Source organism: Candidatus Formimonas warabiya (assembly GCF_002777255.1).
In the GTDB taxonomy this organism is placed as follows: domain Bacteria; phylum Bacillota; class Dehalobacteriia; order Dehalobacteriales; family Dehalobacteriaceae; genus Formimonas; species Formimonas warabiya.
On the sequence record NZ_CP017634.1, the window covers coordinates 5,069,144 to 5,091,779 of the forward strand.

Annotated in this window: 17 protein-coding genes; 16 read left to right on the plus strand and 1 reads right to left on the minus strand. The window is 47.2% G+C overall.

Features of this window, described 5'->3' with window-relative positions; translation table 11 throughout:
- The first annotated feature begins 136 nt into the window (after positions 1 to 136).
- From larAH6 to DCMF_RS23145, 16 genes are all read left to right on the plus strand, one after another.
- The gene (gene larAH6 / locus DCMF_RS23075) at positions 137 to 1,390 is read left to right on the plus strand and encodes a nickel-dependent malate racemase, LarAH6 family (protein ID WP_148136603.1); all 1,254 of its coding nucleotides are present in this window, start codon (positions 137 to 139) and stop codon (positions 1,388 to 1,390) included.
- A gap of 506 nt (positions 1,391 to 1,896) precedes the next feature.
- Positions 1,897 to 2,529, plus strand: a complete 633-nt coding sequence (locus tag DCMF_RS23080) for a cobalamin B12-binding domain-containing protein (protein WP_148136604.1) — start codon at positions 1,897 to 1,899, stop codon at positions 2,527 to 2,529.
- A 4-nt stretch (positions 2,530 to 2,533) separates the two neighbouring features.
- Positions 2,534 to 4,018 carry a trimethylamine methyltransferase family protein gene (locus tag DCMF_RS23085; protein ID WP_148136605.1) on the plus strand — a complete coding sequence of 495 codons (1,485 nt, stop codon included), beginning with the start codon at positions 2,534 to 2,536 and terminating at the stop codon, positions 4,016 to 4,018.
- 45 nt (positions 4,019 to 4,063) lie between these two features.
- Positions 4,064 to 4,696, plus strand: a complete 633-nt coding sequence (locus tag DCMF_RS23090) for a cobalamin B12-binding domain-containing protein (protein ID WP_148136606.1) — start codon at positions 4,064 to 4,066, stop codon at positions 4,694 to 4,696.
- Between the two features lie 31 nt (positions 4,697 to 4,727).
- On the plus strand, positions 4,728 to 6,194 hold the full coding sequence (locus DCMF_RS23095) for a trimethylamine methyltransferase family protein (protein ID WP_236860100.1): 1,467 nt from the start codon (positions 4,728 to 4,730) through the stop codon (positions 6,192 to 6,194).
- A gap of 128 nt (positions 6,195 to 6,322) precedes the next feature.
- The gene (locus DCMF_RS23100; protein ID WP_148136607.1) at positions 6,323 to 8,329 is read left to right on the plus strand and encodes a hydantoinase/oxoprolinase N-terminal domain-containing protein; all 2,007 of its coding nucleotides are present in this window, start codon (positions 6,323 to 6,325) and stop codon (positions 8,327 to 8,329) included.
- 217 nt (positions 8,330 to 8,546) lie between these two features.
- A complete protein-coding gene (locus DCMF_RS23105; protein WP_148136608.1) occupies positions 8,547 to 9,344 on the plus strand; it encodes a methyltetrahydrofolate cobalamin methyltransferase in 798 nt (265 codons plus the stop codon).
- A 39-nt stretch (positions 9,345 to 9,383) separates the two neighbouring features.
- The gene (locus DCMF_RS23110; protein WP_148136609.1) at positions 9,384 to 10,799 is read left to right on the plus strand and encodes a trimethylamine methyltransferase family protein; all 1,416 of its coding nucleotides are present in this window, start codon (positions 9,384 to 9,386) and stop codon (positions 10,797 to 10,799) included.
- A 654-nt stretch (positions 10,800 to 11,453) separates the two neighbouring features.
- Entirely contained in the window at positions 11,454 to 13,076 is a 1,623-nt protein-coding gene (locus tag DCMF_RS23115; RefSeq protein ID WP_148136610.1) for a BCCT family transporter, read from the plus strand.
- Positions 13,077 to 13,833: 757 nt separating this feature from the next.
- On the plus strand, positions 13,834 to 15,450 hold the full coding sequence (locus tag DCMF_RS23120) for a BCCT family transporter (RefSeq protein WP_148136611.1): 1,617 nt from the start codon (positions 13,834 to 13,836) through the stop codon (positions 15,448 to 15,450).
- 311 nt (positions 15,451 to 15,761) lie between these two features.
- Positions 15,762 to 16,148, plus strand: a complete 387-nt coding sequence (gene lpdD / locus DCMF_RS23125) for a prenylated flavin chaperone LpdD (protein WP_148136612.1) — start codon at positions 15,762 to 15,764, stop codon at positions 16,146 to 16,148.
- 23 nt (positions 16,149 to 16,171) lie between these two features.
- A complete protein-coding gene (locus DCMF_RS23130; protein WP_148136613.1) occupies positions 16,172 to 17,944 on the plus strand; it encodes a UbiD family decarboxylase in 1,773 nt (590 codons plus the stop codon).
- A gap of 15 nt (positions 17,945 to 17,959) precedes the next feature.
- Positions 17,960 to 18,472, plus strand: a complete 513-nt coding sequence (locus DCMF_RS23135) for a nitroreductase family protein (protein WP_148136614.1) — start codon at positions 17,960 to 17,962, stop codon at positions 18,470 to 18,472.
- A complete protein-coding gene (locus DCMF_RS29385; protein WP_214658837.1) occupies positions 18,441 to 18,578 on the plus strand; it encodes a hypothetical protein in 138 nt (45 codons plus the stop codon). The genes DCMF_RS23135 and DCMF_RS29385 overlap by 32 nt, the downstream gene beginning before the upstream one ends.
- A 225-nt stretch (positions 18,579 to 18,803) precedes the next feature.
- Positions 18,804 to 19,673, plus strand: coding sequence for a hypothetical protein (locus tag DCMF_RS23140; RefSeq protein ID WP_148136615.1), 870 nt, complete (start codon positions 18,804 to 18,806; stop codon positions 19,671 to 19,673).
- A 62-nt stretch (positions 19,674 to 19,735) separates the two neighbouring features.
- Entirely contained in the window at positions 19,736 to 21,514 is a 1,779-nt protein-coding gene (locus tag DCMF_RS23145) for an ASKHA domain-containing protein (protein ID WP_236860101.1), read from the plus strand.
- Between the two features lie 443 nt (positions 21,515 to 21,957).
- Here DCMF_RS23145 and DCMF_RS23150 read toward each other — a convergent pair whose 3' ends face one another.
- Positions 21,958 to 22,620 carry a DUF1638 domain-containing protein gene (locus DCMF_RS23150; protein ID WP_148136616.1) on the minus strand — a complete coding sequence of 221 codons (663 nt, stop codon included), beginning with the start codon at positions 22,618 to 22,620 and terminating at the stop codon, positions 21,958 to 21,960.
- Between the last annotated feature and the right edge of the window lie 16 nt (positions 22,621 to 22,636).

The following is a 22,636-nucleotide window of genomic DNA, read 5'->3' on the forward strand; positions in this document are numbered from 1 at the left end:
GAAAGGAATGCTGAATAGTTACGGGTAAAAAGTTTCAATTTATCGGGTATGTGATTATAATAATGATTACATACCCTTACTTTTATCCAAAGGATGAAAATGGTGATAGGGGTTCTATTTGTCGGAGGTGTGTCGTATGGAAAGTATTAACCTGGGATACGGGAAAACGCAGCAAAGGGTAGACATTCCCCAAGGCAATTTATTAGGTTGCCTGCGTCCTCATGATATTCGGATTCTAAATGCAGAAAAAGAGATCGTGAGGGCGCTGGAAAATCCCATCGGAACAGCCCGCTTGAAAGATATAGTTGGACAAGGGGACCGGGTGGCGGTGATGATTAGTGATATCACCCGGCCCTGCCCCAGTGCTTTGCTTCTCCCTTATGTCTTAGATGAGCTGAATCAGGGCGGAGTGCCGGACCAAGATATCGTCGTCGTGTCCGCCCTAGGATCCCACCGTCCCCATCGGGTAGACGAGATGAAACGTCTGGTGGGTCAGGTTTACGACCGGGTTACCTGTATAGATTCCTGGGGGAAGGAAGATGATTTTGTGGAAGTTGGCGTCAGCACCCGGGGGACCCCCTTTCAGGTATTCCGGCCGGTGGCGGAGGCCACGAAAAGAGTTTGCTTAGGAAACATTGATTATCATTATTTTGCCGGTTACAGCGGGGGAGCGAAAGCTATTGTTCCCGGGGTGTGCACCCGGGCCACCATTCAGGCAAATCACCGCATGATGCTGCATCCCGCCGCCAAGGTAGGAGTCCTGGCGAACAACCCGGTTCGGGAAGACCTGGAGGAAATCATAAAATATCTCTCTCTGGATTTTATCTTAAATGTGGTGCTGGATGAAGAGAAAAACGTGATGGCGGCAGTGTCCGGTCATTTCCAAAAGGCCCATCGGGCCGGTTGCGAAATTTTGGACCAAGCCTACCGGCTGCCCATCAAAGAATTGGCCGACGTGGTGATTACCTGTCCCCATGGTTTTCCCAAGGATATTAACGTATACCAGGCGCAAAAGGCCTTGGACAATGCGCGATGGGCGGTGAAGCCGGGGGGAATTATTATCTTGGTAGCAGAATGCAGTGAAGGTTTGGGAGAGGAAACCTTTGAAAAATGGCTTCAGGAAGCAGAAAAACCGGAAGATATTATCGGGCGCATTTCTCGGGATTTCCGTTTAGGCGGTCATAAGGCGGCGGCAATTGCCGACATGGCCAGGCAATATCGCCTCTACCTGGTTTCCGGTTTAGCAGAGGAGACGGCAAAAAAATTATTCATGACGCCTTTTTCCCATGTCAATGATGCCCTTCGGCAGGCGCTTAGCCAAGTGGGTTCTGAGGCAAAAATATGGGTAATGCCAACGGGCGGGACGACGTTGCCTCAATTAACCGTCTAGCTTGTGTTTTCTAAAAAAACAGGGACCTGGGTTTGGGGATTTTGGTTTTGGAAACGGCATCCTCCATTCCGGGTCCCTTTTTCTACATTCTGAATATAGAAGTGACGGGGATCGGCAAGTAAGGTGATTTTGACGCCTAAAGGCCTCTCGCGAATCGCCGGTGCGATGCGAAAAATTTGTCGAATTTTCCGATAGAGGTTTAATTAACTGTTAAAGTACAAATTGTTTATCATCGGTACTTTACTAATAAAATTTTTGAATGAAAATAGAGGAGATTTGATAATTCGCGTAGAATATAGTTTACATCAGAAAAAGACCACAGAAAAACATGTTGTATTTAATAATTATTTGAGAATTGGTGACATTATTTAAGACGACGAAAAAATTACCTTTCCTTAATTTTTTGACAAAAAAAATTAACGTTTTAGAAAGGGGGCAGGTATCCGGAAAATAAGAGAACCAGCTATATCTGTAAGGGATACTAAGTTAAGGGGGATTTTTGTTTTATGGCAAATTATGAAGACTTGTCAAAACAGGTAATTGCGGGTAATCAAGCCAAAGTAAAAGAGCTGACCCAAAGCCTGGTTGATGGAGGGGACGCTCCCCTTGAAATTATCAATCAAGGCCTGATTGCCGGGATGAACGTAGTTGGTGCCCGTTTCAAAAACGGGGAAATGTTTGTTCCTGAAGTACTAATGGCTGCTAAATCCATGGCTGCCGGGATCGAAATTGTCAAACCCTTGATCGCAGCCGAAGATATGCCTTCCATTGGAAAGGTGCTGTTAGGTACCGTGAAAGGTGACCTGCATGACATAGGCAAGAACCTGGTAGGGATGATGTTGGAAAGCGGCGGGTTTACCGTCATTAATATGGGCATCGATATTTCTCCGGAACAGTTTGTGGCAGCGATAAAAGAATACAAACCGGATGTTTTGGCGATGTCGGCTTTGCTTACCACGACCATGCTGCACATGAAAGACACCATTGAGTTAATGAAAGAAGAAGGCCTGGCAGACAAAGTAAAAGTCATCGTTGGTGGGGCACCTATCTCTCAGGACTTTGCGGATGAAGTCGGCGCCGACGGTTTTGCCCCTGATGCCGCATCTGCAGTGGATCTGTGCAAAAAGCTTTTAAGCTAAAGTTTTGAAAGAAAGAAAGGAGAGAAGACAGTTGTATACAACAAAAAGTAATTATTCTCGGGCCAATTATGAGGTAAACCAAACCACATTATGGAAAATGCTCAGTGAAGACCAGTGTGAACAAATTGTCATGACTGCGTTAGAAGTTCTGGAAAGGACGGGCGCAGAAGTATTAAACAAAGAAGCATTAGAGATATTTGAAAAAGGTGGCTGCTGGGTAGACGGAAACAGAGTGCGCATTCCTTCCTCCTTATCCGAGTGGGCGGTGCGGACGGCTCCCTCCAGAGTAACGCTCTGTGACAGAAACGGCAAACGGGCTTTAAGTTTAGAAACAACCAATGCCTATTATGGACCGGGACAAGACAATGTGAACATCGTTGATCCCATGACGGGGGAATTGAGAAAACCGGTAAAAGCCGACGTTGCTACGACCGGATTACTATGTGACGGATTAAAGAACATAGATTTTGCCATGAGCAATGGCCTGCCCACAGACGTCGATGCAAATGCGGCCGAAGTACATGCCTTCGAAGCATTGGTCACCAATACCACCAAACCGATCATACAAAGCGTGAAAAATGTCAAACAAGCCCAAGCCATTGTGGACATTGCCAGTGCAGTGGCAGGGGATCTAAGAGAACTGCAAAAGAAACCTTTCGTAGCCCTCTATTTCGGCACAGAAGGCACCCTAATTCATTCTGAAGAAACCTTAGCCAAAGTAATCTTTGCCGCCAAGAACGGCATACCCTTTGTGTATGCCACCAAATTAATCGCCGGGGATACCGCTCCCGCCACTTCAGCCGGAGCGATCGTCGTTGCTCTTGCCGATGTATTGGTAGGTATTCTGCTTAGCCAGTTAGTGCGCCAAGGTGCTCCCGTAATTGCCGGCGGTTTCTTCACCATCAATGACACGGCGAACGGCATCCTTCCCCAGGGAGCGCCGGAAGTAAGCCTGATGGGAACAGGAATGAGCAACGTGCTTCGTTATCTCCGCATCCCCAGTTTCGGCTTTGCCGGTGCTACCGATGCCAAACACAGCGATGCCCAGATGGGATTAGAATCCGCCTTCTCCGTCCTCCATGCCGGTATGTGCGGCACCAACCTCATTCACGGCTGCGGTCAGATGGAATACGGCTTGACCGGTTCCCTGGAACTGCTTGTCATGAACATAGAAGCCATCGGCATGACCCGCCGGATCATGAAAGGCGTAGAAGTCAACGAAGAAAGATTATCCCGGGGCGTCATTGATGCGGTTCAGCCTGGGGGACATTACCTAGGAGAAGAACATACCCTCAAATTCTTCAAATCCGAATTCTGGTGGCCCGCCTTAATGAACAGAAACCGGATTGACGACTGGACAGCCATGGGAGCCAAATCCATGGGACAGCGCGTCAAAGAAAAGGCCCAAAGCATCATCAAAAACCATCAACCCGAAAAATTAGCTGAAGAAACACTGGCCAAAATCAAAGCCATTGTAGACAAAGCATAATTGGATAAAGAAAGAAAAAGCGTTTGATAGGGAGGTAAATATAAAATGGCAAATTTCGAAGAACTGTCCAAATACGTGATCGCAGGAAATCAGGCAAAAGTAAAAGAACTGACCCAAGGCCTGGTCAATGAAGGAGTCGCTCCTTTAGATATCATCAACCAGGGACTCATTGCCGGCATGACCATAGTCGGTGCCCGCTTCAAAAACGGTGAAATGTTTGTTCCTGAAGTATTAATGGCAGCCAAATCCATGGGTGCCGGCATTGAACTGGTCAAACCCCTCATCGCGGCCGAAGATATGCCTTCCATCGGCAAAGTACTGCTGGGTACTGTCAAAGGCGACCTGCATGACATTGGTAAAAACCTGGTCGGCATGATGCTGGAAAGCGGCGGATTTACCGTGATCAATGTAGGAATCGATATTTCACCGGAACAATTTGTCAAATACATCAAAGAACACAACCCGGATGTATTAGCCATGTCCGCATTGCTGACCACCACCATGCTGCACATGAAAGACACCATCGAATTAATGAGAGAAGAAGGATTGCGCGATAAAGTAAAAGTCATCGTCGGGGGAGCCCCCATCTCCCAAGATTTTGCAGACGAAGTCGGCGCCGACGGTTTTGCTCCTGATGCCGCTTCCGCAGTAGACCTGTGCAAAAAGTTATTAAGCTAAATTTCTGTAGTAAAGAAAGGAGAGAAAAAAGTTGACAACGCGAACGAATTTCAAAGCTTATGCCAGTTCCATGATGAACGTATTCTCACCTGCCCAGTGCCAAGAATTAGTATGGGCTGCTGAAGAGGCCATGTGGCGAACGGGGACAGATTTTTATGATAAAGAATCCTTAGAAATCATGAAAAAAGCCGGCTGCTGGGTAGACGGCAAACGGGTTAGAATTCCTGCCCACATCACCGAGGCAGCCTTAAGATCCTGCCAAAAACACGTCGTCTTATGCAACAGCCGTACCGGCGCCCGGGAACTCTTCGTAGAAGGCAACAACTCCTACTTCGGTTCCGGTCCCTGCACGCCGTTCACGAGAAACCCCTTCACCGGGGAAAGACACCGGGCGACCAGACAATCGGTAGGCTGGGCCACCAAAGTATTAGACGCGCTGCCCAACATCGACTATGCCATGTCCCTGGGGATTGTACAGGACGTACCCCTATTAATATCCGACCGGCACGAATTTGAACAACAGATACTTCATACCGAAAAACCCATCATCACCGTATGTGTAGACCAGTGGGGCCAGGAAGACTGCATCAAAATGGCGGAAATCGTCGCCGGCGGCGAAGAAGAACTGCGCCGGAATCCCTTCATCTGCTTATATGCCGAACCAATTTCCCCCGGCATGCACTGCCGGGAAGCTGCCCAGAAACTAGTCATGGGCGCGAAAAAAGGACTGCCCACCATTTACACCCCATGCATCATGGCTGGCGGTACAGCTCCTGCCACCATGGCCGGTGTAATGGTCCAAGGACTATGTGAAAGCTTAAGCGGTCTCGTACTCAGCCAGTGCACCCGGGAAGGCGCTCCCTTCATCATGGGTGGTGTATACACCATTCTTGACATGGGATCCACCATCTTCTCCTACGGGGCACCGGAACTGCACCTGCTCCTGGCCGGACTGGCCGATGTAGCCCACTATCTGCAGATTCCCATGTTTGGCACGGCAGGGTGCACCGACTCCTGCATCATCGACGAGCAGGCCGGTATCGAAGCCGCCCTATCCATAGCCATGACCAACATGTCCGGAGCCAACCTCAACCATGACACCGGATATTCCGAATACGGCACCACCTCCAATCTGGACCTGGTTGTTGTCGCTGACGAGGTTCTGGGTATGGCCAGAAGGTTAACCAAAGGGATCCGGGTAGACGATGAAACCCTGGCCCTGGATATCATTGAAAAAGTAGGACCGGGCGGTAAATTCGGCGCTGAAGAGCATACCCAAAACCACATGGAAGAAAATTATGTACCGCGCTTAGTGAACCGGGCTGCCCGGGACATCTTTGAACAAGCCGGAGGCAAGACCTTGACCCAAGTAGCCAACGAAAAAGTCCGGGACATCATTAACTACCATGAACCGGCTCCGCTGCCCAAAGAGATCGCGGCGAAGATTAGAGACATCGTGGAAAATGCTGTCGGCCATATGCCGGGAGAAGATGAGTAAAACAAAAATAGGCTGCCTGTTTGTACAGGCGGCCCTTTGAAACAAGTGCAAAATTCAGGTGGGGGTTTTTGACCCACCTGAATTTTGACACATTTCGTAATTTCATCGAGGTTTGAGGGGGAAGGACAATGTCACTAGTACTTGGTATAGATACTGGAGGTACTTACACCGACGGTGTCGTGGTGGAGCTAAAAAGCAAAGAGATCTTAAAAAAGGCCAAGGCTTTAACCACCCGAGAAGATTTGTCCGTCGGCATCCGTAACTGTATCAATAATTTGGAATTTGAAGAATTTAACAAAATTAGTGTGGTATCTCTTTCAACAACGTTAGCGACCAATGCCATCGTGGAGGGCCGTGGGTGTGAAGTCGGACTGCTCATGATCGGACATGAACCTATTTCTAAGCTCCCTATCGAGCATTTTTCGGTACTGCCCGGCGGACATGATATTAAAGGCCGACCTCTCAGTGACCTCGACCTTGAACTGACCCGTAAGGCAATTAGTGAATTTAGGGGCAAAGTAGATGCCATTGCCATCTCCGGATATTTAAGCGTGCGAAACCCGGAACATGAAATCAAGGTAAGAGAAATGGTGCGGGAAATTCTGGACCTGCCTGTGGTATGTGCGCACCAGCTTACGACATCTTTAGGGTTTCATGAGAGGACTGTCACCGCGGTTCTTAACGCCCGGTTAATTCCCATTATCGCGGAGTTGATTGAATCCGTCCAACAGGTGCTGGAAGAAAGACAAATTGAGGCTTCTGTCATGATTGTCAAAGGAGACGGCTGTTTAATGAGCGAGTCTCTGGCCCGGGAGAAGCCCATTGAAACCATTCTCTCCGGACCGGCCGCCAGCATTATCGGCGGGACTTTTTTGACCCAAACTCCGGAGGCTCTGGTGCTGGATATGGGGGGAACTACCACGGATATTGCCATTTTAAAGAATGGCGTGCCCCGGATCAACCAGGAAGGGGCGATGGTGGGCGGATGGCTTACCAGGGTTCTGGCTGCAGAAATTTATACCTACGGACTGGGCGGAGACAGTTATATCCAGTTGACCAAGGACAGGGGTATTGCGGTGGGTCCCCAGAGGGTTTGGCCCCTTTGTGTCGTGGCCTATCGGCATCCTTCCCTGGTGGAGGAATTAAAGGTAAGCTTTGAAAAAGATTATGATCTGATGTTTGCTCAAGCCACCGACTGTTTTATGTTTTTAAGACATGCTACGGCAGAGAAACTTACCGATCTGGAGGAAAAAGTAATTTCCATTCTTCAGGATGGTCCCCGAAGCCTTTATTACCTTGCCCAAAGGCTGGAAATTGACCCTAACCTGTTCAATCTGCAGCATCTGGTAAACCTGGGGGTTGTGGCCAGAATATCGGTTACACCCACGGACATCCTTCATGCGAAAGGGACTTACGACCAGTGGAACAGGGAAGCAGCCCAAGTCGGTGTGGAAATTCTTGCCCGAAGAATGGGCGTAACACCACAAGAGTTTATTGATATGGCTTCCGAGACCATTGTCAACGATCTTTGCCTCACCTGCCTGCAGAGCTTAGTGGGCTGTGAGGGGGAAAGCATGTGGCTGAAGAAAAATGATGACGTGATGTATTTGATTAAAAAGGCCTTGTCTCCTGCCAAAAATCAGGTATTTGACTGTTCCTTTAAGGTAAAAATGCCTGTAGTGGGAATTGGGGCACCGGTACGCGCCTGGCTTCCTAAGATGGCAGAAAAATTAAACACCGAGCTGGTGATTCCTGAGCATGCGGAAGTGGCTAATGCAGTAGGCGCGGCCACCGGGAGAATTATGGAGACCGTCAAAGTGCTGATTAAACCGGGAGAAGCCGGCAGTGGATATCTCTTGCATACCTCTTGGGAGCGAAGACCCTTTGAAGAGCTGGAAGAGGCAGTAGAATATGCCTTGGATGAGGCTAAGAAAAGGGCAGTTCTGGCGGCGGAAAAAGCGGGCGCCAAGAATTATGAGCTGGTTGTCAACCATGAAGACGTTTATGCCAATGCCAGCATGATTGAAAATGATATTTATGTGGAATCACGGATAGAGGTAACGGCAGTAGGGCGACCTGAATGGGAAAGGGAAGAGGAAAAAGAGAAATTTTTTGTCGACACCATTGGTTGTTGAAGCAAGGTCTTAACTTGCTAAGTGATTTTCTTAGCAAGTTTTGGAACTGCAAATGCATGACTTAATTGGCGTTGGACTCCCGAGGCGGGAGACTTACGCCAAGTTAGTCAGGTAAAAACTGTATTTGCCCTAAACTGTTCTTAGTGGCATAATAAATGATCATAAGGGATCTATCAAAGACAAAAGAGAATAATGGTTACGAGGAGGATATCTTAGCATGTTAATAGTGGGAGAATTGATTAATACCAGCCGGAAAGCGATCAAACCTGCGGTAGAAGCCAGAGACGCCGCTTTTATCAAAGATATGGCCCAGAAACAGGTGGATGCCGGCGCCGATTATGTCGACGTAAACTGCGGTACTATGGTTTTCAACGAAGAAGAAACCATGGCCTGGTTAGTGGAAACTGTGCAGTCCCAGGTGACCGCACCGCTCTGTATCGACAGTCCCAACCCCAAAGCTTTGGAAGTAGGGCTTTCTTTATGCAAACACGGCCAGCCCATGATTAATTCCATCACCGCGGAAAAAGAACGTTATGCTACCATCCTGCCCTTTGTCTTAAAATATAAAGCCAAAATCGTCGGTCTGTGCATGGATGACTCCGGAATGCCGGAAACTGCGGAAGACCGCTTAAGAATTGCCGACAGGCTGGTGGGCGACATGGTTGCCGCCGGGGTACCGGAAGACGACATCTATCTGGATCCCCTAGTGAAGCCGGTAAGCACGGGAGACAAAGCCGGTTTGGAAGTCCTGGACACCATTTACGGGATCAAGCAGAAATACCCCAAGGTCCACGGCATCTGCGGCTTGAGCAACATTTCCTACGGTTTGCCCAACCGGAAAATCTTGAACCAGGTCTTCATGATCCAAACCATGACCATGGGCATGGACGGCTACATTCTGGACCCATTGGATAAGACCATGATGGGATTTGTATATGCGTCCCAGGCTCTCTTGGGCAAAGACGAATTCTGCATGAAATATTTGACGGCACACAGGAACGGATTGTACGAATAAAAAGTTTGCTTCTAAAAAGATCTTAGGAGGTGCGGCTGGATGACTGTACGTGGTTGGAATGTACTCAGTCAACAGGATATGGAAAGTATTCATGAAGCTACGTTAACCATCCTGGAGAAAACAGGGGTCAACGTAGGCTACGAGCCTGCCTTGGAAGCGTTCAAAAAAGCCGGTGCCCGGGTAGATGGGGAAAGGGTTTATCTCCCCAGGGCCCTTGTGGAAAAGAAAGTCAAGGAGGCCCCCAGTGAATTTACCCTTTATGCCCGTAATCCGGAAAAAAATATTACCATCGGGGGAGATCATTTTATTACCGCTCCCGGATACGGCGCTCCCTTCGTGACAGATTGGGATCACAAAAAACGTACGGCAACCTATGCCGATTACGAAAACTTTGCCAAATTGGCCGGAGCCAGCAAAAACCTGAGCATGACCGGGGGAGTTCTGGTAGAGCCTTCCGATATTCCGGATGAGATCAGACATGCCAAAATGCACTATGCCTGCATCCTTTATTCGGATAAATGTTTCATGGGCAGTTCATCAGGAGCCAAGAAGGCTGTTGACAGCATAAAAATGGCCCAGATCCTCTTTGGTCCCGAGCATTCTCTACTGGAAAAGCCTGCCTTAATCAGCTTAATCAATACCATTACCCCTTTGACCCTAGATGAGCGTCAAGCGGGCGGATTGATGGAATATGCCAAAGGGGGACAGGCATGCATTGTCGCCGCTTTGTCCATGGCAGGCGCCACATCTCCTGCTTCCCTGGCTGGGACTTTGGCCGTGCAAAATGCGGAAATCCTTACCGGGATCATTCTAGCCCAGATTGTGCGACCGGGCGCACCTGTGGTATACGGTTCCACGTCTTCCATTACGGAAATGAAGTATGGATCATTGACCATCGGCGCTCCCGAAACGGCTCTGGTCACCAATGCTACCGCTCAAATGGCAGCTTTCTATGGAATTCCCTGCCGGGCCGGCGGCGGCCTGACAGATGCCAAATGCGTGGATGCCCAGGCAGGAGCGGAATCCATGATGAATCTGCTCACGGCGTCGCAAAGCGGCATCAACTTTGTATTACATGCCGTGGGTATCCTGGAATATTATATGAGTATGTCTTATGAGAAATTTATTGTCGATGATGAGAATTTAGGCATGGTATTGAGGTTCAGACGGGGCATCGAAGTAAATGAAGAAAGCCTTCCTCTGGAGATGATTCATCAGGTGGGTCCGGGAGGTCATTTCTTGGACCAGGAGCATACGTTTAATACCTTTAGGAAGGAATTCTGGAAGACCAGCATTTATGACAGAGGAACCTATGACAACTGGCGGCTGTCAGGGGCACCTGCCATCAACGAAGTAGCCCATAAAAAGTGCGGGGAAATATTATCTCAATATCAGCCTCCCGCTTTAGACTCGCTCATCGATAACCAACTGAAAAAGTTTATACAAAATTTGTAACGGTCTGAACAGAACGAGCCATAGCAAGGTAGTGGGAAGTTGCCCTAGTGAAGAGAGCTTATTACGATACTTCCCACTGCTTTACTTTTGAGTCAGTTTTAACTTAAAAAAGTTTTTCTTTGACTCAAAAAATAAGAGGATAATGAATTATTATGACGAATATTAAATACCAAAGAAAAACTTATAAAATCAACTGTTAAACTTTGTAAATATCCAGTAAAAAACTTTGAGTATTTCAGAGTGGACATGCTTCAACTGATTAACCTTGTTACGTACAGCAGATATGGTATCCTAGGAACCCGGCTACACTTCCTTCACTAAAAACGGGCACAATCTTATGTAAGAAATGCAGCCGGGAACACAAGTATCGGCACTAAAAGGGAATGGTAAACTTGGCAGGTGAACAATTCCTCTGTTTAGTGCTCGAATGTTTGGAGGTGGTTCAAGAACCCACAAAAAATGAAAACTAACTTTTTTAAACCCAAAAAGATAAAGCACATCATCTTAAGAAAATTATACAAGGGTAAAAAAATGATTACAAGGTATGTTCTTGTTTATAATGTTTAATATCTTGCGCTTTTCTTTGGATACCATCTGCTGCTGCGGGAAATAAACCATATCCTGAGGTATCCTAAAATGAAGGGGGATCTTTTAATGGATAGTCAGAAAAAAATCAATTTTACACCAAGGGCGATTAAAGAGTATACTCAAGATTGGGGTTTTTTGGGGCGTATTGACTCCGTAGTATTTATTATTTCGGCCGTTATTTGCTTCGGTTTTGTAATCTGGGGTTTCATAGATAACAAAGGACTTGGTGCCGTTGCCAGTGCTGCCCTGAACTGGACCATTAATTACACCGGCTGGATGTATATGGGCGGAGTTTTCTTCTTCGTGCTGTTCTGCTTTTATATGGCGTTTAGTAAATACGGAAAAGTGAAATTGGGCAAACCGGAAGACAAACCTGAATACTCGACTTTTTCCTGGTTCGCCATGCTGTTTGGCTGCGGAATGGGTGTAGGACTGATTTTCTGGTCCGTAGCCGAGCCCATGTATCATTTTATGAGCGGCCCCACCTATGCTGGCGCGCATGGAAGCACCCAGGCGGCAGAATGGTCCATGGCCATTGCCTTTTTCCACTGGGGACTGAGTGCCTGGGCCGTGTTCGTAGTAATTGGGATTGTTATGGGCATTATTATGTTTAAAAAAGGCTTGCCTGCTTTAATGAGCACCTGCTTGTACCCGATCCTGGGCGACCGGGTCTATGGTCCTATCGGTAAGCTGGTGGATATTGTTACCTTGGTGGCAACTTTCTTTGGTATGTGCACCACCATCGGATTAGGTACGATGCAGTTGGCCTCGGGTGTTAATTTTAATTACGGAGTTCCCCTTGGCAACGGGCTCAATATTGTTTTGCTGGCCATTGTGACGATTTGCTACCTTTGTTCTGCTTGCTTGCCCATTGACAAAGGGATTAAGCTTGGTTCCGACATCAGTATGATTGCCTGCTTAGCATTAATGGCATTCCTGTTTATCGTCGGACCCACCAAATATATCTTGGACAATTTTGTTAATGCTACCGGAATCTACCTCCAGAATATTGTGCAAATGAGTTTGTGGACGGATCCTGTGGAAAAAACTGGCTGGCTGGGCGGCTGGACCATTTTCTACTGGGCTTGGTGGATCGCTTGGGCTCCTTTCGTCGGTATGTTCATTGCCAAGATCTCTAAAGGCCGGACCATTAAAGAATTTGTTTTGGCTGCTTTGATCGCGCCGACTATTTTTGATATGATTTTCATGAACATTTTCGGCACAGCGGGTTTAAGCATGGAATTAACTGAAGCCACAAAAGGAGTCCTTTGGACGGCAATTCAAAACGATCTTTCCAGTGCCATTTACGTCTTGTTTAGTCAGTATCCCTTAATTGGCCTGGTTGCCCCGATTTTGCTCTTTGTCTGCTTTACCTTCTTTGTGGTGTCGGCAGACTCTTGTACCATTGTTTTAGGGATGCTGTCCAGTGGCGGCAACGACGAACCCAAGATCAGCTTGAAACTCTTATGGGGTGTTGCCATGGGTGTTTCCGCAGGGGTACTAATGAACATGGGCGGCTTAGGAGCCCTGCAAACAGCTTCGATCGTTGGAGCCTTCCCATTCACCATTGTGATGTTCTTTATTTGTTACACTACGGTGAAGATGTTGAAGTCCGATTTTGCGGATGAAGTTAATGCACCGGCTAAACTGTTGCCAGTTGCCGGGGCAAAAGAGAATACGGCTGTATAAGACCAACCGATTTAAACTGTAGAAAAAAAGGACTGTTTGGGAATTTTCCTAAACAGTCCTTTTTTTGGATAGATAAAAAAATAAGTCGAAAAGGACTTAAAATAATCCTGATCGGCACAAGGATTATTCATTTTTATGACGAATAGATTAAATATTAAAAAACCAAAAAAATCCAAATGAAAAACCAAAAAAATCCAGTAGTATGATCTTTAGAATACTAATAAAAGACACTACGTAAACATAACATAAGCAGTCGAGAAGATTACTTAACAGCGATACAGCGGTATAGTATCCCTAAAGATTCGGCCCCACCTACGTTTTTCGTCGATTAAGGGTGGAGCCGGAATCAGCCCAAAATCCGGCCATGAGCAAAAAGAAATTGCCTTTACTTGGCAGTGGGACAATTTCCTGCCATTGGCCGAGTTCTGTAAGTGGGGGGTGAGAAAAACCGCCACAGGAAAATTAAAAAAACTATTTGTAAAAGCTGTTTGTATTTTATCCGGATCAAGCCAGGTTCCTTTGGCGTTCTAATTATACAAAATTCGACATTCTTTTTCAATATAAAGTGACAGGATGCTTGTTTAAATTTTTGACTATGGGATACTAGCTGCTGTTCGAATACGCGATACTCACCCATTCCATAGGATGGGGAGCATGCGGACAAATATCCCCTTTTTTAATGGGAACAAATTGGAAAGGGAATTTGTTGTCTTAATGTTGTTTTAAATATATCCAGAGAAGAAAGGAGATTCTTTTGATGGAGACGCCGAAACAAACAGGTTTCAAACACAGGGATATTAGCGAATACACAAAGGATTGGGGATTGTTTGGTAAAGTTGATCCCACTGTGTTCATTGTGTCTGCGGTTTTTTTAATTGCCTTCACCCTTTGGGGAATAGTTGACAACAAAGGCCTTGGCACAGTGTTTGGCGCAGCCCTTAGCTGGACCATTAAATATACCGGATGGCTATATATGGGCGGAGTATTCTTTATTTTACTCTGGTGCCTTTATATGGCCTTTAGCAAATACGGCCAAATAAAACTGGGCAAGCCGGAAGATGTACCGGAATATTCAAATTTCTCCTGGTTTTCTATGCTGTTTGGCTGTGGAATGGGCGTAGGTTTAGTTTTCTGGGCTGTGGGTGAACCCCTGTATCATTATATGAGCGGTCCGACTTATGCCGGTGATCCGGCCAGTACTTCGGCTGCGGAATGGTCTATGGCCATCACGTTCCTGCACTGGGGACTGAGCGCTTGGGCCGTATATGTTGTAATCGGGATCGCCATGGGTATTTTAATGTATAAAAAGGGGCTCCCTGCACTGGTAAGTACTTGCTTCTATCCCCTTTTAGGTGACAGGATCTACGGACCTATTGGGAAAATAATTGATATTGTTACCTTGGTAGCAGTATTCTTTGGCCAGTGTACGACGATTGGCCTGGGTGTGATGCAGCTTTCTTCCGGGGTGAATTTCAACTACGGTGTTCCTCTGGGACTTGGCCTGAATATTGTGATCCTCTTCATTGTAACGGCTGTCTACCTGGCTTCCGCCTGCCTACCTATTGAGAAGGGTATTAAAACCGGGTCGAACATTAGCATGATTTGTACTGTAGGTATATTGCTTTATATGTTCCTTGCCGGACCTACCACTTATATATTGAACAACTTTGTCAACGGTACCGGACTTTATCTGCAGAATATTATTAAAATGAGTCTTTGGACAGATCCGGTCGGTCAAACGGGCTGGGCCGGCGGTTGGACCATTTACTACTGGGCATGGTGGATTTCTTGGGCACCCTTTGTCGGTTTGTTTATTGCAAAGATTTCCAAAGGCCGGACGATCAAGGAATTTGTTTTGGCTGCTTTGATCGCGCCTTCTTTCTTCGACATGATTTTTATGGATATTATCGGTTCAACGGCATTAAACATGGAACTTGTCGAAGCCACCAAGGGTGTCGTCTGGGGCGCGGTGCAAAATGACTTGTCCAGTGCTATTTATGTGATGTTTGATATGTTTCCGGGCGCTGTCATTTTGGCACCAATTCTCTTGTTTGTTTCCTTTACCTTCTTTGTTGTGTCAGCCGACTCTGCCACCATTGTGCTGGGTACTCTGTCCAGCGGCGGTAATAATGAACCCCGGACCAGCTTGAAGCTTCTTTGGGGTATTACCATGGCGGTGGCCGCCGGAGTTCTGCTGGTGGCCGGTGGTTTGTCGGCACTGCAGGGCGCATCTATTGTGGGCGCATTAGCTTTCACCATTGTGATGCTCTTCCTATGCTATTTAACGCCAAGAATACTTAGGGAAGACTACATGCATGAAGTCGAAGCTCGTCCAATTCGTGTTTCCGGTTCTAAGGAAAGCGCTTCCGTATAGGACCTGTCAGGAGACTCCAAATCCTGCAGCCGTAAGAAAAATAATTATTGATATTATGAGAAATTATTTTTGAAAGCGGCAGAGAAAATGGGGCCAAGGAACTTTTTAAAAGAGGAAAAGGGATCAGACAAACTTTTAATTTATCTGATCCCTTTTTATTGGCAGAAAAAAAGGGGTTTTTATTAGTTTGTTATGTTTACCTTTTATCTAAAGTTATCTATTTGATTATTTGGAGGGAAACAAGAAATATTGTTTAACTCTGTATCCGAGTGATATACTATGGGCATAAATCAGTATTATCTGGAGGTAGAATGGAAAATTTTACAATTGAAGCTGGGGAGGAAAATCATAAGGTTATATTATCAGTATCTCTTACAGAGCAAGGTATCAGTACCCTTCTTACCGGTGGTGACAGACCCCATGTAGGCGGCATGGTCCTGGCTGTTCCCCGGACCAGCTTGACCGGCTCCGGGATCAGTTCCGACGTGTGGATTGTACCTGTACCGGGACATAAGGATGTGACAGCGGCTGAGCAGGTGGCTACCGTGATTTGCCGGGAAACCGGAGAAGTGGTTGCGGTGACGGCAGGAATCCATATAGATGGTGCGACAGGAAAGGATCTGGAATTGATCCTGAAAAATGTTCAAGAGGGTGCTCGCCTTGCAGCAGCCGAATGTAAAAAGCGAAAAACAAAGTAAACAAAAAGGTCTTGGGGGAAGGAATGGATAAAAACCTGCGCAGTTTTATGAACAGGCTGGAGCAAGAAAGGGACCTGGTAAAAATTGGGGCGCCGGTGGATCCGCACTTGGAATTAGCGGAAATCCATCGCCGGGTCATTGGGGCCGGAGGTCCGGCTCTGCTTTTTACCAATGTGCAAGGCAGTCCTTTTCCGGTGCTATCAAATCTTTTTGGGACGAAGAAAAGGGTGGAAATGGCTGTGGGCTCCCGGCCGGAGAAAATGATCAATAATATGGTGGAATCTCTGGATAAATTAATGCCTCCTTCTGTAAAATCCTTATGGCAGGAGCGAAGGTGGCTGCGGGATTTGGCGCATGTGGGTTTAAAGAAAATTCCCGGTCATAAGGCTCCGGTAGTAGAGAGAAAAATTCCTGCGAATTTGAGGCAGTTTCCTGTGATTACCAGCTGGCAGCAAGATGGGGGCCCCTTTATCACACAACCCCTGGTCTATACGGAGGATCCCTTAACCGGGCAGCACAACTTAGGCATGTACCGGATGCAGGTTTTTTCCCCTGATGAAACCGGTATGCACTGGCAGATTCATAAAGGAGGGGGTTTCCACTATTATGAAGCGGAGCAGGTGAATCAGAGCCTGCCGGTAACGGTTTTTCTGGGCGGGCCTCCGGTGCTGACCCTGGCTGCCATCGCTCCTTTGCCGGAAAGGATCCCGGAATTAATCCTTGCTTCCTTTTTGTTAGGAGACAAACTGGATGTTACCCGACTTTCGGGCCATCCCCATCCTTTAATTGCAGAAGCGGATTTTGCCTTGCTTGGTCAAGTAGACCCGGGAAAGAGACGGTTGGAGGGTCCCTTTGGGGATCATTACGGCTATTATTCCTTAGCCCATGATTTTCCCGTATTTAAGATCAAGGACATTTATCACAGAAAAGACGCGGTATTTCCTGTGACAGTAGTGGGCAAACCCAAACAGGAGGATTACTTTATCGGCGACTACCTGCAAGAGTTGCTGGCCCCCTTATTTCCTTTGGTGATGCCGGGGGTCAAAGAGCTCTGGACCTATGGGGAGGCCGGATTCCATGCTTTGGCTGCAGCCAGGGTGAGAGAGAGCTACGAGCGGGAATCCTTGTCCTATGCCTTTCGCATTCTGGGAGAAGGCCAGTTAACACTGACAAAATTTTTGCTGCTCACGGACAGCGGGTGCAATTTGAGAAAATTTGACCAGGTGCTGGAAAATGTGTTGGCCCGTTTTGACCCTTCAAGGGATTTGCTGATTCTGAATGATACGTCTATGGATACATTGGATTATACGGGACGAAAATTTAACCTGGGCAGCAAGGCGGTGATGAAGGGAACCGGGCGGATCAAGAGAACGCTGCCCCGCTGTTATGAAGGCGGCCTTCTTCCCGGTATTGATGCTATCCAGGTTTTTTGTCCGGGCTGTCTGGTGGTATCCGGAAGGCCCTTTCTGGAAGCGCCAAAGCTAGGGGAGGAGGTGTTAGCACTCGGAAAAGAGCATCTTCGTGCATGGCCTCTCCTGGTATTGGTAGATGATGCGGAAAAAATTACGGACCAGACTACCTTCCTGTGGACGATTTTTACCCGTTTTGACCCGGCCTGGGATATTCATGGGGATTGTGAGATCCGGCAAAATAAAATATGTTATCAGGGGCCGGTTTTAATGGATGCCCGCATCAAACCGGATTATCCGGAGGAATTGATGCCCCGGGAAGATATCGTCGGAAAGGTTTCCCGGAGATGGAAAGAGTATTTCCCCAACCATCCAAATTACATTTAAGTAGAGGTGTTGTATGTGAATGAGGTTTTAAAAAGTATTTTCAGCCGGCGCAGTATCAGAAAGTATTCCGGCCAGCCCATATCCGACGAGATGGTGAGAGACCTGTTGAAGGCCGGCATGAGCGCTCCTTCCGCCCATAACCAGCGGCCCTGGCATTTTGTCGTCATCAAAAACCGGGATACCTTAAATCAGATCACCCGTTTTCACCCCTATTCATCCATGTTAAAAGAAGCAGCCTTAGCGATCCTGGTTTGTGGCGATAAAAAATTGTTTAAAACGGAAATTTACTGGGATCAGGACTGTGCTGCCGCCACGGAAAATATTTTACTGGCGGCCCATGGATTAGGCTTAGGCGCTGTGTGGCTGGGGATCTATCCCAAAGAGGTCCTGGTAAAAAGCATGTTGAAGCTGGTGGGCGCACCGGATGGGATTATGCCCTTTTCCCTGATTTCTCTCGGCTATCCCGCCGAGGAGCAAGCTGCGGGGGACCGTTTTGATGAGAAAAGAGTGCATCTGGATCAGTGGTAAGAAGAAAGCCTTGCGGGCTTTCTTCGGGATCCGGGTACCGGTTACCGGGATCCGGGAATACAAGGTTAAGCAGATACTCGTAGGGAATCTGGTGCTTGGCACTTAGTGGACTGCCTATTTTTGCGATTAAGTGAACAGGGTAAAAAAACTCTATATGCAACAACGCTATGATCAAAGAGAAATTAAAGTACGGTGCCATTATGCCGTGCTTTTTTATTTTTTCCCCGGTAACCGGTACCCGGTCCCCGGATCCCGAAAGGCCCAAAGGCTATCTTGTATGATAAGCCCGCTCTTTTGGCAAAATAGTAGTAAACATAACTGGAGGTAAGGTATGTTCGGCTTATTACACACCGGTGACTCATATAAGTCGCAAACAGAATATCTGGTATCCTGCACCCAAACCTATCTCAAGCTCTGCTACGGAAGCGCATGTGAAATATACGATCTGGCCTTACAAAATAAACAACTGGTCTCCTTTTTAATGATCAAACGGGACGGGGCAAAATCGCCGCCCAGAAAACTGGAAAAATATAAAAAAACGGATAAGCTGGAGGATGAAATCCAAGAGATGTATGAGGAACTTGTGGCCCATTCTTGTACGACAAAGTTGTATGCCACCTTTTCTTTAGAGTCTTTTATTAATGCCTTTACCACCTATCTGATCAACCAGAAAATTCTCAACAACGTGCAGGATGAAGTAAAAGAAGTGATCCTCCATACCATCAGCAGGTTGTATGACAAGCTGAGCACCCTGGATAAGTGGGAAGAAATTACCCACCAATTTGGTCAAAACAGGTTGAACAAATCGACCGTGCTTTGGAAAAGATTCTGTAATTTGTACAATTTCCGGGATAATATCGTTCACGATAAGCCGGTATTCATCTTACGGACAGGGGATGCCATTAAGATCAAAAAAGGGATGATTGCCCCTGTGCGCCGGGAGGAAGCGGAACCTTCGATGATCGCCCGTTACATTCATGATGCCTATCAGGCCTGTAAAATCCATGACGATATGATTCGTAAACTCTACACGATCACCGGGATCTCCGAGGAAGGCACGAAAACGGATTTTTTTGTTTTACCCCAAAATTACCACCGCAAAATAAAAAATGTGGTGAAAAGGCTGGAGGAATTGGAACAGGAATTGAGGGAAAGTGTCACCCCCTCCCTAAAACCTGAAGGATATCAAGAATTGATGTAGAACTAATAAAAATAGCAGGTGAACGACTTGATTGAATACTTTAAAGTTTGAGGTGTGTGGAGATGATGGAAAAATACAAGGTGATATTTTTGCCGGATAAAACAGAGGTTACCGTAGACGCCGGCATCAGCATTCTACAGGCGGCCGGAGAGGCAGGCGTAGAATTGGACGGGCCCTGTGGCGGAAAAGGGACCTGCGGAAAATGCCGGGTGCGTGTGATGCAGGAGAATGGTGGTTTTGAGTGGGCTTTAGCGTGCAGAACCCAGATTGAGCGGGACATGACGGTAGAAATCCCTCAGCTTGAGGTTTCATTACACCGCAAAAATGACCTTACCTTGTCCAGCTTTAATATCCGTCCCGATGCAGGGGTAACCAAAAAGGTGATCACGGTAAGCGTGCCATCCCTGGAAAACCAGCATCCTGATGCGGGCCGGTTATTAGACGCTTTGGGCGCTGATGCGAGCAAAATAAAACTGGAGGCTTTACGGTCGTTGCCTAAAGCGGTAAGGAAGAAAAAAGGTCTGGTCACAGCCGTGGTATCGGACCAGGAGGTGCTGGCGGTCGAGCCAGAGGATACCACGGATAAATTATATGGGGTAGCTGTAGACATCGGTACCACGACGGTGGTAGCCGCTTTAATGAACCTGCTGGATGGGGAAACCATGGCAATCGCTTCTGCCAGCAATCCTCAGAGTACCTTCGGCGCCGATGTCATTGCCCGGATTGAGCATGCCATGCAAAGTACAGGCCTGGATCAACTGAATAGAAGAGTGATTCAAGCCATCAACCGGTTAATCGGCAAATTAGCCAAGGATATGGAAATATCCCCCAAGGAGATCTATCAGATGACGGTGGTGGGAAATACCACCATGAGTCACTTGTTTCTAAAAACCGATCCCACCTATCTTGCTTCGTCTCCCTTTATACCTGTGGTTTCCGCACCGGTGCAAGTGGAAGCGAAAGAGTTAGGCATTGCCATTTCCCCTCATGCCCCTGTTTGGGTGGCCCCCAATATTGCCGGTTATGTGGGGGGAGATACCGTGGGCGTGATTATGTCTACGGAAGTATACCGGCGCCAAGGCACTTTTTTGGCCATTGATATTGGTACTAACGGGGAAATAGTCTTAGCCCATCATGGTCAGATGATTTCATGTTCTACGGCAGCCGGACCGGCCTTTGAAGGCGCCCAAATCAAATTCGGCATGCGGGCGGCCAATGGAGCCATTGAAAGGGTTGTCATTAACGACGATGTTGAGCTGAAGGTAATTGGACATACTCCGGTAAGGGGAATTTGCGGCTCAGGTTTGATGGACGCAGTAGCGGAAATGGTCCGTGTAGGCATCATTCAGCCCCATGGCCGGTTGGTTTCCCGTGAAGAGGCGGGGCATCTTTCTTTGAACTTGCAAGAAAGACTGGGCAGTGATGAGGCCGGCATGTACTTTGTCTTGGCTTTCCCCCAGGAAGCTCAAGGAGAAGCGGTAGTGCTGACGCAAAAGGACATCCGGGAGCTGCAACTGGCCAAAGCGGCTATCAGAGCAGGCATCCAGGTACTCTTAGAGCAAGCAGGGCTAAATTATGAGGATATCGATGAAGTTCTGCTGGCCGGCGCATTTGGAAGCTATATCAATAAATTCAGCGCCCTGGGTATAGGGCTTCTGCCGCCTATTTCCCCCGATAAGATCGTATCTGTGGGAAATGCCGCCGGAGCCGGAGCCAGGAAAGCCTTGATATCCCAAGAAATACGCAAGGAAGCGGAAACGATCGCCCGAAAGGTAACCCATTTGGAGTTATCCTGCCGGCTGGATTTTCAAGACCGGTTCGTTAATTCACTAGGCTTTTAAATTTAAACAATAAACGAACAAAAATTAGGGGAGGCGGAGCCTCCCCTGCTTTTTAGGGCTTCGGATGTTGCTTCCCGAACGGTAACCGGATCCTGATCCTCCCGGCAGACTTGTCTGAAAATAATTGAAAAATATTTTACATAATTTTCAAAAAAAAGCAAAAGATATAAGCGGAGGTGATAAAATGGCAGGCAAGGACAAAAATCAAAAACCGGCCAGCAAAGGCAAAAAAGAAGGATCCATGGACGCCGGGTTGATGAGAGGTTCCAAAACCAGGGATGACCGCGGGAATCTCTAATTTCAGTTCAACTAAACTAGGTGTAAACAAGTGGCAAGTTTAATTGACATAAGTCAATGAACAAGCGCAACAAGTGATGTTGCGCTTTTTTCATTGCATATCTTTTGTGGTACCCGGATCCTGAAAAAAAGCCCGCAGGGCCTTTTTAGCAATTGTGGCCTAACAATTCTTCCGTAATGGTTACTCCCGGCTCCACGAGTACGGTATCGAGGTTTTCCTTTCCCTGCACTAAGGCAGCCAGTAATGTGATATCTCCTTCAATTTCAGTTGTTTCCCAGCCGAAAAAGTCTGCGATTTCTTTTACTTTTTTCCGGTAATGACCTACATCTTTCATGCCGGGCGTAATAATCAATACGGCTTTTTTGTATCGCCCGTAAAGAGTATCAATCAGGCTGCGCGCGTTTTCCTCCCCGTATTTTTCCAGGTACCCCAAATACTCCGAGTAAGGGCTGCGCCCGTAATCCAGCCATCCCTGGCTAAAGTAATAGACGGCGGAATTTTCCCGGGAAAATTCCATATGCCGGTCATGGGAACCCAGAAGGAGTCCGATACAGTCATGGGTTTTGGGCAGTAATAAGGGAACCTTTGGGGAAACAAGATTAATTAACACATTAGAACACCGGTTATAGGTAAGAATGATAAAATCATAATCTTGACTGTCATGGATTATCTGTTGCAGCTTATCATGAAGCCTGGCCGGATTACCATGAAGGTCAAAGTCAAGAAACTCACAGTCGGTGTTTTCCGGAACTCCCAGCCATTTCACTTCGTTCATGGTGGAAGCACAACCTACAAGTTTGATTTTCATTATTTTCCCCCTTACG